The 17,062-nt window shown below is 60.2% G+C and carries 16 protein-coding genes; 7 read left to right on the plus strand and 9 right to left on the minus strand.

Annotated elements, in window-relative coordinates; translation table 11 throughout:
* Nucleotides 1-24 precede the first annotated feature (24 nt).
* Nucleotides 25-2,604 (plus strand): NADH-quinone oxidoreductase subunit NuoG, encoded by a 2,580-nt coding sequence (gene nuoG / locus PYR71_RS27370; protein WP_275621609.1) that lies wholly within the window; start codon nt 25-27, stop codon nt 2,602-2,604.
* A gap of 157 nt (nt 2,605-2,761) precedes the next feature.
* Here nuoG and PYR71_RS27375 read toward each other — a convergent pair whose 3' ends face one another.
* The 9 genes from PYR71_RS27375 to PYR71_RS27415 form a co-directional block, all read right to left on the minus strand.
* Nucleotides 2,762-3,202 (minus strand): CBS domain-containing protein, encoded by a 441-nt coding sequence (locus PYR71_RS27375; protein WP_275621610.1) that lies wholly within the window; start codon nt 3,200-3,202, stop codon nt 2,762-2,764.
* Between the two features lie 45 nt (nt 3,203-3,247).
* Nucleotides 3,248-3,814 carry an NADH-quinone oxidoreductase subunit I gene (locus PYR71_RS27380; protein ID WP_183920069.1) on the minus strand — a complete coding sequence of 189 codons (567 nt, stop codon included), beginning with the start codon at nt 3,812-3,814 and terminating at the stop codon, nt 3,248-3,250.
* 10 nt (nt 3,815-3,824) lie between these two features.
* On the minus strand, nt 3,825-4,826 hold the full coding sequence (gene nuoH / locus PYR71_RS27385; protein ID WP_275621611.1) for an NADH-quinone oxidoreductase subunit NuoH: 1,002 nt from the start codon (nt 4,824-4,826) through the stop codon (nt 3,825-3,827).
* 428 nt (nt 4,827-5,254) lie between these two features.
* A complete protein-coding gene (locus PYR71_RS27390; RefSeq protein WP_275621612.1) occupies nt 5,255-6,028 on the minus strand; it encodes an SDR family NAD(P)-dependent oxidoreductase in 774 nt (257 codons plus the stop codon).
* An 11-nt stretch (nt 6,029-6,039) separates the two neighbouring features.
* Nucleotides 6,040-6,765, minus strand: a complete 726-nt coding sequence (locus PYR71_RS27395; protein ID WP_275621613.1) for an SDR family oxidoreductase — start codon at nt 6,763-6,765, stop codon at nt 6,040-6,042.
* Between the two features lie 30 nt (nt 6,766-6,795).
* The gene (locus PYR71_RS27400) at nt 6,796-8,073 is read right to left on the minus strand and encodes a D-tagatose-bisphosphate aldolase, class II, non-catalytic subunit (protein WP_275621614.1); all 1,278 of its coding nucleotides are present in this window, start codon (nt 8,071-8,073) and stop codon (nt 6,796-6,798) included.
* Complete coding sequence (locus PYR71_RS27405; RefSeq protein ID WP_183920078.1) at nt 8,073-9,050, minus strand: tagatose kinase; 978 nt, start codon at nt 9,048-9,050, stop codon at nt 8,073-8,075. Before PYR71_RS27405 ends, PYR71_RS27400 begins: the two co-directional genes overlap by 1 nt.
* Nucleotides 9,051-9,080: 30 nt before the next feature.
* Nucleotides 9,081-10,307, minus strand: a complete 1,227-nt coding sequence (locus PYR71_RS27410; protein WP_183920080.1) for an ROK family transcriptional regulator — start codon at nt 10,305-10,307, stop codon at nt 9,081-9,083.
* A gap of 61 nt (nt 10,308-10,368) precedes the next feature.
* Nucleotides 10,369-11,253, minus strand: coding sequence for a sugar phosphate isomerase/epimerase family protein (locus PYR71_RS27415; RefSeq protein ID WP_183920097.1), 885 nt, complete (start codon nt 11,251-11,253; stop codon nt 10,369-10,371).
* 297 nt (nt 11,254-11,550) lie between these two features.
* On the opposite strand from PYR71_RS27415, the gene PYR71_RS27420 reads away from it, so the two are divergent.
* From PYR71_RS27420 to PYR71_RS27445, 6 genes are all read left to right on the plus strand, one after another.
* On the plus strand, nt 11,551-12,984 hold the full coding sequence (locus tag PYR71_RS27420; RefSeq protein WP_275621615.1) for an extracellular solute-binding protein: 1,434 nt from the start codon (nt 11,551-11,553) through the stop codon (nt 12,982-12,984).
* A 96-nt stretch (nt 12,985-13,080) separates the two neighbouring features.
* Nucleotides 13,081-13,956 carry a carbohydrate ABC transporter permease gene (locus tag PYR71_RS27425; RefSeq protein ID WP_275621616.1) on the plus strand — a complete coding sequence of 292 codons (876 nt, stop codon included), beginning with the start codon at nt 13,081-13,083 and terminating at the stop codon, nt 13,954-13,956.
* Between the two features lie 4 nt (nt 13,957-13,960).
* Nucleotides 13,961-14,797: a carbohydrate ABC transporter permease gene (locus PYR71_RS27430; RefSeq protein ID WP_183920086.1), complete on the plus strand. Its 837-nt coding sequence runs from the start codon at nt 13,961-13,963 to the stop codon at nt 14,795-14,797.
* A gap of 4 nt (nt 14,798-14,801) precedes the next feature.
* A complete protein-coding gene (locus PYR71_RS27435) occupies nt 14,802-15,008 on the plus strand; it encodes a DUF2160 family membrane protein (protein ID WP_097583474.1) in 207 nt (68 codons plus the stop codon).
* A 108-nt stretch (nt 15,009-15,116) separates the two neighbouring features.
* Entirely contained in the window at nt 15,117-16,178 is a 1,062-nt protein-coding gene (locus PYR71_RS27440; RefSeq protein WP_275621617.1) for an ABC transporter ATP-binding protein, read from the plus strand.
* 12 nt (nt 16,179-16,190) lie between these two features.
* Nucleotides 16,191-16,916: an SDR family oxidoreductase gene (locus PYR71_RS27445; RefSeq protein ID WP_275621618.1), complete on the plus strand. Its 726-nt coding sequence runs from the start codon at nt 16,191-16,193 to the stop codon at nt 16,914-16,916.
* The last annotated feature ends 146 nt before the right edge of the window (nt 16,917-17,062 follow it).

Raw genomic sequence — 17,062 nt, forward strand, 5'->3', positions numbered from 1 at the left:
GCCGCGACAGGAGTGCGAGGAAGTATGGTTAACATTACGATCGATGGACAAACGCTGGACGTTGAGGCTGGCTCGACGGTGCTGCAGGCCGCCCGGCGTTTGGGCATCGATATCCCAACCTTCTGCTATCTGAAGCGTCTGCCGCCGCTGGCCTCCTGTCGCATGTGCCTGGTGGAGATCGAGGGGCAGCGGCGGCTGCAGCCGTCCTGCGCCACCGCCGTCACCGAGGGTATGGTGGTGCGGGCGAACACAGCTCTGATCGAGGAAACGCGCGCTTCCATGCTCGATATGTTGCTCGCCAACCACCCCCTCGACTGTCCGATCTGCGACAAGGGCGGCGAATGCGAGCTTCAGAACATGGTGATGGCCTATGGGCCTCGCAAAAGCGAGTTTCACGATCCAAAACGTGTATTCCATTCCGAGGACATCCGTCTCAGCCCGGTCATCATCATGAACGTCAACCGCTGCATCCAGTGTCAACGCTGCGTCCGGATGTGTGAGGAGGTCGTCGGCGCGGTCGCCCTGGGTACCGTTGAAAAAGGCATGGATACCGCCGTCACCGGCTTCGAGGGCAGTCTCGCAAGCTGCGATCAGTGCGGCAATTGCGTCGAGGTCTGCCCAGTCGGCGCGCTGATGAGCTTCCCCTATCGCTACAAGGCGCGGCCCTGGGATCTGGTCGAGACCGATACGGTCTGCCCGCATTGTGGCACCGGTTGTCAGTTGACGGTGGGCACGCGCAAGGGCGAGTTCATGCGGGTGCGCTCGAAGTGGGACGAGGGGCTTAACCGCGAAGTCCTCTGCGTTCGGGGACGCTTCGGCCTGGATTTCGTCGCGAACCGGGACCGGATCAAGCGACCGATGATCCGTCGTGATAGCACCCTGGTTCCGGTTTCCTGGGACGAAGCGGGGGACTATCTGCGCCAGCGGCTGTCGGCCGTCGAGGGCAAGGCTGCCGGCGGGCTGGCCTCGCCTCGCCTACCCAACGAGATACTCTATCAGTTTCAGAAGCTGATGAGGACCGCATTCCGGACCAACAGCATTGATTGCTCGTCACGCTGGTCCACGCCCTTCGATACGCTCGGCCTGCTAATGGCAGCCTTCAACAGCCGCGCACCGCTGGACGAAGTGATCGACAACGACTGCGTGCTCGTCGTCGGCGGCAACGTCACCGAGGAGAACCCGGTCACCGAATACCTGCTGCGGGATGGCGTGCGGCGACGGCAGACCGGATTGCTCATGCTCTCGGCGCGGCCATCCCGTCTGGATGCCGATGCCAGGGTGGCGGTTCGCGTGCCGCCGGGCGGAGAAGCGGCGAGCCTTGCGGCGGTGGTGGCCGGTCTCGTAGCGGCAGTTGGTGAGGCCTTACCGGGCAACGTTCTTGCGGGCATTGGCGCGACAATCGGCAAGCCAGCGGCGGAAACCCGCATTGACGGGCCGGACCGTCTGGCCGCGGCGCTTAAGGAAGGCCGCAGCGTCACCGTACTAGTCAGCGTCGACCTCCTGAGATCACCCGAAGCCAGCGCGACGCTGCAGCAGATCAATAACCTGCTGCAGGCTCTGCGCCTGCTCGGCAAGGACCTGGCGATGCAGTTCCTCTTCGACCGTGCCAACCAGATGGGCGCTTGGGACATGGGAGTTCTGCCGGCGGCTCTGCCGGGGTTGCGGGCGGTAACCGACGACGTAGCGCGCACAACGCTTGCGCGGAACTGGGGCGTCGAAATCCCGTCTGAACCCGGCGCGGATCTCGACGCCATTCTGGAGCTCTGCGTCGGCCGCCGGATGGGCGCTCTCTACATCGTCGCAACCGACCCTCTGATTGCCTATCCTGACAGGGATTTCGTGACGCGGGCGCTTGGCGCCGCCGATCTCCTGATCGTGCAGGACGCCTTCCTCACGGATACGGCGGGCCTTGCCGACGTCGTCCTACCCGCGGCAGGTTACGGCGAGGAAACCGGCACGTTCACCAACAACGAGGGGCGAATCCAGAAGATCCGCAAATTTCGCGAACCCGCCTTCGAGGCGCGGAGCAATCTGGCGATCTTCGACTTCGTCGCGGCGCTTCGCAACCAGGCACTGCGGCCGTCGACGCAAGGCGAAATTTTCGACGAGATTGCGCGGCTTGTTCCCGCCTACCAGGGATTGACACAGGATGGACTTGGCGCCGACGGCGCATTCACCAAGGCGGTGCCGACGGCACCTGCGGCCAGGTTCTTTTCGCCGCCGCCCGTCCCGCCAGCAGCCGACCGGCTCATGCTGATCACCGGTGACTGCCTGTTCCACAACGGATATCTTTCCGAACGGTCGGACATCCTGAACACGGTCGCCAATGATCCCTATGTCGCGATGAGCGCGCAGGATACCGCACAGCTTGGCCTTTCGGATGGCGATCAGGTCATTGTGCGGTCCGCCCAGGGCGAACTGGCGGCGCAGCTGAAGGTCGACCCCCGGTTTCCAAAGGGCCTCGTCTTCGTTCCGGAAAACTACAGAGCCTTGCGTCTCAACGGCTTGATGCGGCGGGGTGAGTACCCATGCCCGGTGGAAGTCCAGAAGGTGGACGCCACTCTTGAGGCCAACCGCACGAGCCGGATCTGGCGTGGGGTCTGAAGATTTGGAATCGGGCCGCCGCGCCTCCGCAAGCTGCCCAGAGCATGATGCCGAAAAGTGTGAGCGGTTTTCGGACGACATTGCTCTAACTGTTTAATTTAGAACAGGATTCAGATTTTACGCCGACCAGGTCTAAAATCATCCTGTTCTAGCGACGTCAGTGATACCTGGTCCCGCAGATGTAGTCCTGCAGATCCTGCTCTGTGCGCTGCGCTTCGTCGAGCCTATGTTTAACAACGTCGCCGATACTGACCACGCCGACAACGTCGCCTCCATCCAGGACCAGCACATGACGCGTACGCCGCTGGGTCATGATCCCCATCACGGAGGGGAGCAAATCCCGTGTCGAACAGGTAGCCACATTCCGGTTCATGACATCCGCGACCCGCATCATCGCCGCCTCGGCCCCGAATTCCGCCACCGCATTGCAGCAATCCCGCTCCGATAGCGAACCCAGGTATTCGTCGTTCGATTGGCTGACGACGACGAAGCCGATATTGTTGTCGCGAAACAGCCTCAAGACTTCCAACATCGTCTGATCGGGCGCGACCGCGATGACACCGACACCCTTGTTCTTCATGATTTCGCCGACAAGCATCTGAGCCTCCTGTCTGCGCGCTCCGGCTTGACGGATGGCGCGCGTTCACGTTCGCCGGATATTCCGCCACCAGTTATAGCCCTGCATCTCTTTCGTCTCGACGAGCACGTCCTTCTTGGTATTCAGGCGTGCGGTAACCACGCCGCCGCCGGTTGCCGCCTTGCCCGGCTTGGCGAGCAGGTCGTCGCGCCCGATCACCAGGTCACGCGAGGAAAAACTCGAAAATTCGTACTGCTGGCCAAGGGCGATTGCATCCGCTGGACAGGCGTCCTCGCACAGCCCGCAGAACAGGCAGCGAGCCGTGTCGATCTCGAATTTGGCCGGGTGCCGGTTGCCCTTCTCGTCCTCGTAGGGGACGACTTCGATACAGTCGCAGGGACAGATCCGCGCGCAGAGTTCGCAGGCCACGCACTTGATCTCGCCCTCTTCATCACGCGTAAGGAAGTGATGCCCGCGATAGCGTGAATACGGGAGCCATTTTTCCTTGTCCGGATATTGCATGGTTACGGTTCTGGAGAATAGGTAGCCGAAGGTCAGAACCAACGCATTCGCCAGATCGGCGAAGAACGCCCAACCAATCCATGTTCCAACTTTGTCCTGCGCGCGCGACATCGCCGCCTCGCTACGGAGCCGCCATGGCCCCTAAAAGTACGCCGGTTATAATTATGTTCGCCATCGACAGAGGAAGCAAGACTTTCCATCCGATCGCCATCAGTTGGTCGTAGCGGTAGCGGGGGAAAGTGAAGCGGAACCAGATGAACACATAGACGAAGAATGCGACCTTGAGCACAAACCAGAGCAGTGGTGGCAAGGGGATGAGGATGCCGTTCCAGCCGCCGAAAAACAGGATCACCACCAGAACCGACACCAGCAACACGATGGCATATTCGCTGACCATGAAAAATGCAAAGCGGATACCGCTGTATTCTGTATGGAAGCCGGCGCCCAGATCGCCTTCCGCTTCCGAAAGGTCGAAAGGTATACGCTGCGCCTCGGCCAATCCGGCGACGAAGAACACGAAGAAGCCGACCGGTTGGTAGACGATATTCCAGACATCGGTTTGGGCCCGCACGATGTCGAGCAGGCTCATGGATTGCGCCAACATAACCACCCCGATCACCGCGAACCCCATCGGAATCTCGTAGCTGATCATCTGCGCACAGGTCCTGAGGCTGCCGAGGACCGCGTATTTGCTGTTCGCGGCCCAACCACCGAAGATGACGCCATAGACCTCGATCCCGATCACCGCAAAGACGAAGAGTAATGCCACATTCATGTTGGAGACGTAGAGCGTGATCTCGGCGCCGAGGACCGAGATGCTTTCGCCGAAGGGGATCGCGACGAACACCACAAAGGGCGGGGCGAGCGCCAATATTGGCGCCAGTTTGAACAGGAAGCGATCGGCCTCGGCCGGGATGTGGTCCTCTTTGGTTAAGAGCTTGATTCCGTCCGCCACCGGCTGCAGAAGCCCGTGCCACCCCACGCGCATCGGTCCCATCCGCTGCTGAATGTGCCCTGCGATCTTGCGTTCCAGCCAGGTCAGCGGCAAGGGCAGCAGCAGCAAGAGCGCAATCAGAAACGCGACCTTGAAGACGATCAGGCCAAGGGCGACGATAAGTTCCATGATCCGCGACTACTTATTCATCGGGTTGAAACGCTCAACCGGACTTCGGCTCCGGCTATACACTGAGCACTTGTGCACTTTGTCAGGCTACATGGTATAACGGTGACGCACCTCTTACAATGCCATTACAGTTATGCCGTCGCTGGCGATGATGTTTGCGGGTTCAGGACGTTCGAGACGACTGGTTCGATGCGCACGTCTCTGTATTGCGCTGCTTCAGGACAAAACGGTGATTGTTTGTGAACCAGCTGAAGCTGGCCATTGCGGGCATCTATCTGGCCTTCCGCGAGAAGATGAAGTCTTCGTGCCAGCGATTTGCTCTGATGTGTTCTGGAATCAAAAAAGCCCGCACGAGGCGGGCTTTTGTGTATTTGGTTGCGGGGGCATGATCGCACAGAGATTTGCAGAACTGGCTGAGAAGACTGGAGTTACCAGCAGGTGAATCCTGCATCGACGTTGACTATTGCGCCGGTCATCAGGCTGGCGGCGCCGGATGCGAGGAAGAGGACCGCGCTTGCAACCTCCTCCGGCATTCCCATCCTTCCCATCGGCGTGTCGGCGAGCCAGAGCGGAATCCGCTCGCGATTGGCTTCGACGGCCACCACCATCGGTGTCTCGATATAGGTGGGCGCGACGGCGTTTACCCTGATGCCGTGATGCGCCCACTCGGCGGCCAACGAACGCGTGAGATGATGGACCGCCGCCTTGGAGACATTATAGGCCGTCTGGGGTTGAGGCCGGTTGCAGATATGTCCCGACATCGAGCCGAGGTTGACGATGGCGCCGCGTTTCAGCGAAATCATGGGACGACCGAAGGCGCGCGAGCACCAGAAGACGCCGTTGAGATTGACCTCCATCATGCGCAGCCAGTCTGCATCGGTGAGCTCCTCCGCCGGGATGCCACTCTGGCCAATTCCAGCATTGTTGACGAGGATCGTCGCCGGCCGACCTTGGTCGGCAAGTTCGGTCGCAATCGCATCCATGCGGGCCGCATCGGTGACGTCGCCCACCTGGACTTCGACGTCGTAGCCCTTGTCGCGCAGCGCAAGCGCTTGCTGGGCGTCGGCCTCGCCGCGTTCGATAACGACGACGGCGGCACCCGCCTCCGCCAGCGCCTCGGTGCAGCAAAGGCCGATCGCACGCCCTCCGCCTGTGACCACCGCACGTTCGCCGTCGAGGCGAAATTTCTCCTGGTAGCTCATGTTCGGCTCCTTCAGATATCGAATGCGCTGGGAAGCACCACGATATCGCGGATGGTGACGTTGCGCGGCCGGGTCAGCATGAAGATGATCGCATCGGCGACTTCCTTGGGCTCGATCAAAGCCCCAGCTTCCTTGGCCTTGCGAAGGTTTTCCTCCGGCCAATCTGCGAGCAAAGCGCTGATCACCGGCCCTGGAGAAACCGACCCCACACGAATGCCATTTTTCAGAAGTTGGCGTCGCATCGTCTGGACGAAGCACGTCATCGCCCACTTCGATGACGAATAGACCGGTTCCCACGGAACCGCAGAATGTCCCGCGACCGAGCTGGTGACGACGATGTCGCCAGTGCCACGTTCGATCATGTGAGGAATGACATTTCGAACGTTCTTCATGACGACGTTCACGTTGAGATTGAGCATCCGATCGATGGCATCGAGGTCGGTTTCCATGAGGTCGCCGCCGATATAGGTGCCCGCATTGGCATGCAGGATGTCGAGTTTGCCGGTCTTCGACAGGACGCCTTCGAGCAGTCCCGCACACTGATCCGGATCCAGCAAGTTGATGACCAGCGGAATAGCGCGCTCGCCAAGCCGGGCGCAAATCGTCTCAAGGGCCTTCTCATCCCGGTCCACCAGCACGACGGTCGCACCGGCGGCGAGCATCGCCTCGGTCGAGGCCAATCCTATGCCTGACGCTGCACCCGTGACCGCCGCGATTTTCCCATTCAATTCGTTCATCGCTTTTTCCTCCTGTCTTGATCCTGACTGCTAATTTTTCTCGATGCCGCAGGCTGCGTGATAGTCCGAAAGACTTTTCGTCACTCTCCAAATCAAAACCTGTTCCGGATCGAGCGGCGCATCCGCGAAATCTTCTGCGGCCGGCATATGCTGCCAGAACAACGGCAGCGGTACGGATTGCCCTCGAAGCGCCTCGCACAGGCGACCGACGGCATCTTGCGCTTCAGCAGACGCCCAGTAATAGCGGATGCGGTCTGACAGCGAGTAGTGGCGTAGCCAGCGCATCTCGGCATTTGTCCCGTGGTAGTGGCGGCTCCAATTGCCTGGCTGCTCGAGCATCAGCGCTTCCATCGCCGCATAGAGCGGACGCTGGCCGTAATCGGGCAAGAGGTCCGACGCGATCGCATCCAGCGCATAGAGCGCCTCGCGCAGGACGAAGGTCAGCTCGGGACCCACCTTCAGGATGGAAAACCCGTCCTCCACCAGCGCGGACAACGGTCGGCTTCCCTGATAATCCGTCGAGTGAGCCTCGAACACGAATTGCGGCTCCGTGATGAGCACTGATTTCAGCGTGTCTATCTCGTTGCGCTCATACAGGATCACGTTGTGATTGCCGAACTCGACGCCCGGCTGAACGACCAGCCCGATGGCGCGTCCAAACGCTTGCCCGAGTCCTGCCTCCGCAAAGATCCGACGATGGACATCGATCGTCTTCAGTGCCGCTGCCGCAGCCGTCGGTTCGATTGTTGTCAGGGCATGATCAGCCCCGCCCGGCGGCGGCACTTCGGTTCCGATGACGTAAACCGGCATTGCGCCGCCGACCTTCTTCGCTGCAGCTTCGGCGACTGCTGCCAGCCGGGCGGCGCGACGGGCCGTGGTTTCATCATCAAGCCCCACCGGCTCGCCCTTGCAGCCCATCGAGGCGTCGAGGTGAATCTTTCGGAAACCGGCCGCGACATAGGCGGCAATCATCTTCTCAGCCTCGACCATGGCCTCTTCCGCCGGGCGGTCGCGCCAGGGATTGGGGCCGAGATGGTCACCGCCGAGAAGGATGAGTTTTTCGGGGCACCCTTCTTCGGCGGCCACCTTCACGACGAGGGACGCGAAATCGTTTGGCGTCATTCCTGTGTAGCCGCCAAGGTGGTTGACCTGGTTGCAGGTAGCCTCGATGAGGACGGTGCTTCCCTGTTGCCGCCCGTGCCGGAGCGCGGCGCGGAGCACGATCGGATGGGCGGAGCATACGGAGGTCACGCCTGTCGGACGGCCTTCGATCCGCAGCCTGGCCAGTTCGTTGAGATGCACCTGCATCACCGCCGCCTTTCCGTTGAAGCGATGAACGCGTCCAGTTCCTGCCGAGTGCCGGCACCTTCCATCGGACCTAGGACCGTCACGTTGCGGGCGCCGGCGGCCGAGGCATAGGTCAACGCTTGCTTCTGAGACATTCCGAGCCGCCGGCAAGTGAGATAGGCTCCGCCGAAGCAGTCGCCGGCGCCGGTGGGGTCGACCTCCTGAACGACAAATGCCGGAGCGTCGATGCGGTCTCCTTGCCTGCCGAAATAGGTCGCCCCGTCGACGCCGCGCTTCAGCACGATCTCCTTGACGCCCATCTCGAACAAGCGACGGATCGCTTCTGCCTCGCCTTCGACACCTGCGGCACGCTCGAGCTCCTCTCCGGTCGGCAGAACGAGATCGGCGGCGGCCACAAGCTTGGAAAACCGGCGCTCGGTGTCCTCGTCCAGCTTCAATTCCTTGCGAATGTTCGGATCCACCGAGAGCGTTCCCCCGCGCGCCTTTACGATGTCGACCGCCTTGTCGATCACTTCGCGCGCACTGGGGACCGACAGAGCCGAGCCCATCACGTGAAGATGTCCACTTCGATCGATGAGATCGCCGACCGTTTGAGACCAGCCGAAGCGGGCCGCCGCGGATGTGGCGATGTTGTATACGAAATTTCTGGAGCCATCCGCGCGATAGCGAACAAACGCGCTTCCCGTAGGATAGTCCGCATCGATCGAAATCGCCGAAACATCGACGCCGTCGCGCTTCAGGCGGTCCGTATTGACACGGCCGAAATCGTCATCGCCGACGGCGCCGACCATGGCCGCCTTGCCGCCCAGGCGACCGCATTGCGAGATGAAGATCGCCGGCGCCCCGCTCGCGAACGGACCGACAAGCGGCTGGGCTTCGAGAAACCCGTCTCCGACGGTCGTGGCGACGATCTCCACAAGGATCTCGCCCACGCAGACCGTAGGACCAAGCGCATCCGGGGCCAATGCTGAAGCCATGTGCAATCCTGCTTTCGAAAGTTCTTGTCATCAACCCGGCGCCGATTGGGCCGGCGCACCATCCTCGCTGCCGAACTCCTCGCTCTCCAATGACAGAAAGCGCTGGTGCAGCATGCATGCCGCCCCGAAGGCGGAACCGAACTCCGCCTCATCGTCCACGACGATCTCAGGCGTGGGGAAAGGGATGTTCTGGCCCTCCGACATGTGGACCGCCACCCGTGCGGCCACCATTGGGTAGAGCGACGCCACGGAGCCGCCCAGTACGATCCTGTCCGGATCGAGCAGACGACAGGCTTGCAGCAATGCGTATGCGAGATGCCGCGACCAGCTTTCGGCGATATTGACGGCAGCCGGGACACGGTCACGAACGTCGCCGAGGAATTCCTGCAGATCCGCTTCCTGGCGTCCGACAGCCTCGCGATACTGTCTGATGAGCACCTCGCGACCGATCAGCTGTTCAAACTTCTGGCCGCCGCTTCCCGGCACCAGGGTGTGGCCGATTTCTCCCGCCAGACCGTGGCCGCCGCGGAACAGCTTGCCGTCGATCATGATGCCGCCGCCGACGCCCGTTTCCATGAGCAGAAACAGGGTCACACCTGCGGCGCCATGACGATAGCTGTCACCGATCGCAAAGGCGTTGGCGTCGTTTTCGACCGCGATGGGCACGGCGGCTGGGAAGGCGGCCAAGAAGGCGGATTGGCCAATCTCCTTCAACGGTACGTCTCGCCAGCCAATGATGGGTGCGAGGGTGACAAATCCATCCGGCCGGATATGGGCCGGCGTCGATATGCCGAGACCTTTGCACTTTCCGATCATCCTCTTTGCCATCGCACTGACAATAAGCTCGACACCCTGCGCCATGGCTTCCTCCACCGTGGAGGACGGCGTATCGAAGGCCATTTTCCGACATGCCCGGACTTCGGCGGAAAGATCGATAACGACCGCTGATATATGCTCGACGCCAATCTCGATCCCCACGAAGAATGCGGCATCGGGAACCAGTTCGAGCATGATGCCCGGGCGCCCAGCACGGGAATGCTCCAGCCGCTGCTTTGCACCCTCGTCCGACTCCTGAACGAACCCGCCTTCCGTCAGTTCAGCGACGATCTCTCCCGAGGATGAGCGATTCATGCCGAGCTTGCGGGCGAGATCCGCCCGGCTGAGGCTCCCGTGGGCGTAGATCGTCTGCAAGGCGGCGACGATATTGTTCTGCCGGATCCTGCGCGGCGAACTTCCAATGGAGACGGTGTCGTTCATCTTGCAATTCCCTTCAGTCGCCCAACCCTTACACGATTGGAACAGGCTGTCAGAAGGATAATCAGGGCCGCGCGTTTGTGGCGCGGCGGCGCTTGGCCTCGTCATATTTAAGCTCGATGTAGCGCTTCGCGTGCGCCGCGAGCGGATCATTATCCTCCCAGGTATCGCGCCAGATCGCGCAGGCGAGCGACAGGCCTTCGTCGACAACCGTCGTCGAGAAGCTTTCGAACACGATGTCGCGCTTGTAGTCGATGTCGAGCAGCGCGTCGAAGATCAGATCGAAGTTGATCACGCCGTCGCCGAGGTAACCGCGATTGCTCTCGCCGATGTGAAAGTAGCCGATCTTGTCGCCGGCGAGACGGATCGCGGCGGCCGGGTTGGCTTCCTCGATGTTCATGTGGAAGGTGTCGAGATGGAGACGGACATGCTCCGATCCCGTCTCGGCGATGAACTTGAGTCCCTGCGCCGTCGTATTCAGCAGGTTCGTCTCGAACCGGTTCACTATCTCAAGGACGAGGTCGACGTTTGCCTGTGTGGCGATTTCCCCGGTCGCAGCGATCGCAGCGACGCTGTTGTCCCAGCCCTTCTTCGTCGGCTGGCGATTGTACTTGGTGTGCGCGGAATACAGAATCCCGCCGAGCTTGTTGCCGCCGATATCGCGCACCGCGCGAATGGCGTCGGCCAACGTCTGCTTGCCAGCGGAGACAACGGATATGTCCTCGCTCGATACATCTTTGTCGAGTGGAAGACCCATCGTTACGCCAATCTCGACGTCAAGGGACTGGGCAAGCTTGGCCAATCGATCGAGGTTGAATTTCTCAGGGCGCAGATAGGCAAATTCGATCGTGCGATATCCGTGTTCAGCCGTTTTGTTGAGGGCCATCTCCAGCCCTTCCTGCGTTTGGCCGCCTGTCCATACAAATGAGTGGATACCCAATCGACGCATGGTCTTTTCCTCCACGAAATGCCTTTGATTACGGACAGTGCTAGGGCATTTAGTTTGGCTAGGCAACAAATAATTTTCGTGGCATGTTTTTTGCTGCTTTGCAAAAATTGCTTGCATCGCAACATTTTATCTCGGACCGAGAATACTGGGGCTTCCCGTAAAGATTTAGTTTCCGCGAAAATCAATAGGATAGACAGAGCATTTGCATGTCTTGACAACAAATGTTGCGCTGCCGGTTTTTTTGGCCTACACAAAGCACCGGCGAAATGATCTCGCTGCACTCAGGGAGGATTGGAAATGAACTATGCTTTGAAGGCTAGCGCACTCGCGCTGACGCTCAGCCTCGCCGCCGCTGCTTCACCGGCCTGGGTCGACTTCTGGTCCGACGCCGGTGCTAAATTCAAGGGCGTCACCCTACACGGCGTCACCGAAAGCACCCCGCCGTCGAACTACATCAAGAACGTGCTTGCTCCGGAATTCGAAAAGAAGACCGGCATCAAGGTCGACATCGAGACGACGTCCTGGGATCAGATGTACGACAAGGCCATCAAGGATATGGAATCCAAGACCGGCATCTATGACATGGTCTACATCGAACAGGACATCATCTACTCCTATCTCGCCAGGAATTTCCTCATCGACATCACGAAGACGCTGAAAGACCAGCCGGATCTGAAAGCCCCCACCTACGACGATGCGAACTTCACCAGCTTTGCCGACTACTTCAAGGACACGAGCGGCGATCTCTTCGGCGTTCCGATGGAAGCCTTCCTGAAGACCTATCTCTATCGCAAGGACCTCTTCGACGATCCGAAGATCAAGGAAGCCTTCAAGAAGGAAACTGGCAAGGACCTGAAGCCGGCTACCACCCACGAGGAATACACCCAGATCGCCGAATTCTTCACGAAATACGGCAAGGACAATGGCATGGAACTCTGGGGCACGACTGCTCAGGCACATACAGGCCATGCGGCGTCGTGGTATGAATTCTTCGAGTCCATCGTGCCAACCTTCGGCGTCTATAATTGGGGCATCGACGCCAAGAACAATTATGCGGCAACGGTCGAACATGGCGGCGCGATGAACGGCGACAAGGCGAAGGCCGCGTTGAAATATTGGCTGCACCTGCGCGACATCGCCCCGCCGGAATCGACGCAGTCAACCTGGACGGAAACAGCAACGACGTTCGCCGCGGGCCGCGTCGCCCAGGGATTGATCTACGGTGAGAACGCCGCGTGGATCGCCAGCGATCCAGCGCAGTCGAAGGTAGTCGGCCAGGTCGGGTTTGCTCTGCCGCCGCTCGAGCCGGGCGTGCTGGAAGATGCGAAAGCCGGAAAAGGCTATATCGGCTACTACGATGGCGGCGCCTTCGGCGTGCCGGTCACGTCCAAGAACAAGGAAGCATCGCTGCTCTTCCTCGAATTCATCGGTCAGAACGAAGTGCAGCCCGACTGGGCCATCGCCGCACCGCGCATCACGAACACGGCGACGTTCGACGATCCAAAGGTGAAGGAGATGGACGTCAAGCTCGGCGGCTTCTACACGATGCTGAAGGACCAGGGCAAGCTCTTCGCCGGTGCTCCTCCCTACCCCTTCCATGCTCAGGTGCGTGAAGCGACCGCTCCGATCTTCTACGACATCCTGACGGGCAAGATCGGTCCCGATGAAGGCCTCGACCAGATGGCGGCCAAGGCTGAAGAGGAGCTCACCTCGCTCGGCTATCGCAAATAAAACATCCTCCCCAACTGACGGGTCGTTCCGACGACCCGTCATCTTGCGCTCCGGAATGGAGCGGACGTCCACATAACGTTCAATGGGGGATAGGCGATGCATTCGCAGAAGCTCGGGTGGCTGTTGCTGTCACCGACCATAGTGATCCTCGGATTGTTCGGGATCTTTCCGTTCATCTATGTCCTCTGGGTCTCTTTCCATTCATGGAACCCGTTCGCGGCCAATCCGGGCATGATCTTCAACTGGGCTGAAAACTATCGGCGGCTCGTCTTCGACCCGCAGTTCCTGGCATCGCTCGGCATAACCCTGGCATTCGTCTTGTTCGCCGTCGTGTCGGAGCTGGTTCTCGGCTACATCCTCGCCCAGGCGCTGCTCAAGGACTTTCCCGGAAAAGCAGTGTTTCGCACGATCCATACCCTACCGCTGATCATGGCGCCAATCATCGTCGGCTCCGTCTGGAAGCTGATGACCACACCGTCGATCGGCATCATTCCCTATCTTTTGAGGAGCTGGTTCGGGTACGATCTGAATATCGGCCAGAGTGCTGTCGCGGCCTTCACCGTGACGGTGATCATGGACATCTGGCACTGGACGCCGCTCGTCACCCTGTCGCTGATCGCCGCCCTCGTCTCGCTTCCGTCAGACCCCTTCGAACAGGCGCAGATCGACGGCGCGGGCAAGAGCCAGATCTTCTGGCACATTACGCTCCCTCTGATCCGCCCGGCTCTGCTCGCCACGGTGTTCATCCGGCTGATGGATGCACTCCGTACCGTCGACGAAGTCCTGATGCTGACCGGAGGCGGCCCGGGTTCATCGACCCGCTACATTGGCGTCCATATCTTCCGGGAAGTCTTCCCCAAGACGAATTACGGCTATGGTTCGGCAATCTCCGTCACCGTCCTCTACCTCACTATCGTCGTCTGCTGGCTGCTCTACGTCGGCCTGATTGCGCCCCGCGTGAAGAGAGGTTGAAGCGATGAAGAAGCAGATCCCCTGGCTTCCGGCCGTCCTGTGGACCCTGATAAGCTTTGTGACCCTTTTCCCGATCTACTGGTTGTTCGTCATATCGGTGAAACAGCCCTTCGACCTGTTCTCGACGCCCGATGTCATTCTCCGGAGCTTCTTCTGGAAGAATTACCAGGATGTGCTGACCAATCCGACCTTGCGCGGGTACATGCTCAACTCGATGATCATTTCGTCGGGCAACGCGCTCCTCGTGACGACGCTCGGTTTTTTTGCCTGCTACGCCCTGACGCGCTTCGACCTCGCCGGCAAGGAAAGCATCTTCTTCTGGACGATCACCAACCGCATGGCGCCGCCGGCGGTCTTCCTCCTGCCACTCTTCCTGCTGCTGACGCAGGTCTACAAGATCGGCGACTTCTCGCTCGCAGATTCCCGGCTGGGCATGATCCTGGTCTACTGCTCCTTCAATCTTCCCTTCGCCATCTGGACGCTGCGCCCGACGGTGGAAGGCATTCCGAAGGAGTTGGATGAGGCCGCCTATATGGACGGCGCCAGCCCATGGGTCGTTCTCTACGACATCGTCTTTCCCTTGGCGCGGCCAGGACTTGCGGTGACGCTGATCCTGACCTGGGTGTTTGCTTGGAACGAATACCTGCTTGCGGCGACGCTGACCAACTTCAATGCGCGGACGCTGACCACCGGCCTGTCGGAATACGTGACCACGACGGGGACGGCCTGGGGCATCATGGCGGCAATCTCAATGCTGACACTGGTTCCGGCGCTCATCGTCTTTTCGGTGGTGCAGCGTCACATCGTTGCCGGCCTGACTTTCGGTGCCGTGAAAGGATGAAGCCATGACGTCTCCATCAGGAAATGACGAACGCAAGCCGGGGTTTCTGCCGATCGAAACGAACTGGTTCGACCGGCTCTTCATCTCGGTGGTGATCTGGGTCGCGCTCTCGCTGTTCTGGATGCGGTTCATCGAGCCGTTCGGGCTTTCGGTATGGTTTGCGGCAGCAATCTCGGCGGCCCTCGGCGCCTATCTCGTCTGGAAGGGATGAGCCGATGAATTCCGTCAACACCATCACGACACGACAGCGTACCGCGTCTTCCAAGACGCGCAAAGGACGCTGTGGCGCTTCAAATTGCTGCTTTAGGGAGGCACGACATTGGCAAACGTACAGGTGAGCGACGTCACCAAGAAATATGGCGCGCTTCAGGTCATGCACGGCGTCAGCGTCGACATCGAGGACGGCGAATTCGTCGTGCTGGTCGGTCCATCCGGATGCGGCAAGTCCACGCTGCTGCGCATGATCGCTGGTCTCGAGACCGTCAGCGGCGGCGACATCCGGATCGGCGGCCGTGTCGTCACCAACGCTCCTCCGAAGGAGCGCGACATCGCGATGGTGTTCCAGAGCTACGCGCTCTATCCGCACAAGACGGTCGCCGAGAACATGGGCTTTCCGCTGAAGATGGCCAAGCGTCCCAAGGCGGAGATCGACGAGAAGGTCGGCAGGGCAGCCGAGATTCTCGACCTGACGCCCTATCTCGACCGTTATCCGAAGCAACTGTCGGGTGGGCAGCGTCAGCGCGTGGCGATGGGCCGCGCGATCGTCCGCGATCCGAAGGTCTTCCTGTTCGACGAGCCGTTGTCGAACCTCGACGCCAAGCTTCGCGTCACTATGCGCGTCGAGATCAAGGAGCTTCACCAGCGGTTGAAGACCACCACCGTCTACGTCACGCACGATCAGATCGAGGCCATGACGATGGCCAACAAGATCGTGGTGATGCGCGACGGCAGGGTCGAGCAGATCGGAAAGCCTCTCGATCTCTACGACTTCCCGGTCAACCTCTTCGTCGCCGGCTTCATCGGCAGCCCGTCGATGAACTTCCTGCAGGGCCGCATCACGACCCGCGACGGCAGAAAGGTCGTCGTCACCGACCAGGGTATCGCCCTTCCGCTGGGAAATACAAATGCGGACGAAGGACGAGCCGTTACTTACGGCATCCGGCCGGAGCATATCACGATCGGCGAGGATGGCGTTCCGGTCGAAGTCTCGGTGTTCGAGCCCACGGGTTCGGAGACATTGATCTTCGGCCGCACCGGAGGCGTACCCATCGACGCCCTCATCCGCGAACGCATCGAGATCGATCCCGGACGGACGATGTATTTCCACATCGATCCCCGGCGTGCGCATATCTTCGATCGGGAAACAGGCCAGAGGCTGTAAGGGAGACGACCAATGGAGTTCAAAGGAAAGACGGTCATTGTGACCGGCGCCGGAAAAGGCATTGGACGAGAAATCGCGAAAATGCTGGTCGAAAGGGGCGCGCATGTCGTCGCCCTGACCCGGAGTGCCGCCGATGTCGAAGCACTGCGTGGGGAATCCGGCTGCCGGGCCATACAGGTCGATCTCGCGGACGCCGATGCGACGAGAGAGGCGGCGATCGCCGCCCTTCCGGCCGATTTCCTGGTCAACTGCGCCGGCACGACCGAGCTCCAGCCGTTCCTGGAGACAACAGTCGAAGCATTTGACCGTCTTGTCGCGGTCAACACGCGTGCTCCGATGATCGTCGGCCAGGAATACGCCCGTTCGCTGATCAAGGACAGTCGTCAAGGCGCCATCGTCAATGTCTCGTCGGTCGCCTCCTTCATCGGCATCCCCGATCACGCGGCCTATTGTGCCTCAAAGGGAGGATTGGATGGCTTGACCCGGGTCATGGCAAAGGAGCTTGCGCCTCACGGTATACGCGCGAACGGCGTCCACCCAACGGTCACGATGACGCCAATGGCGGTAAAGGCTTGGAGCGACCCCGAGAAGGCCGCGGGGATGATGAAGCGAATTCCTGTCGGTCGCTTCGCTGAGCCAGCGGACATTGCCGAGGTTGTCCTTTTTCTCCTCTCTGACGAGGCTGCCATGGTAAACGGCATATCGATGCCGGTGGACGGGGGCTACATGATCGCCTGAGGCATTCTGGATTCGAAAAATCAGCTCATCGCTCATCGCTGACTGCTAGCATTGACGTCTCTAGGAATCAAAAAGCCCGCCGGATTGGCGGGCTATTTTTGTATATGGTTGCGGGGGCAGGATTTGAACCTGCGGCCTTCAGGTTA

The sequence above is a fragment of the Rhizobium mulingense genome, from assembly GCF_029194105.1.
Classification (GTDB): domain Bacteria; phylum Pseudomonadota; class Alphaproteobacteria; order Rhizobiales; family Rhizobiaceae; genus Rhizobium; species Rhizobium mulingense.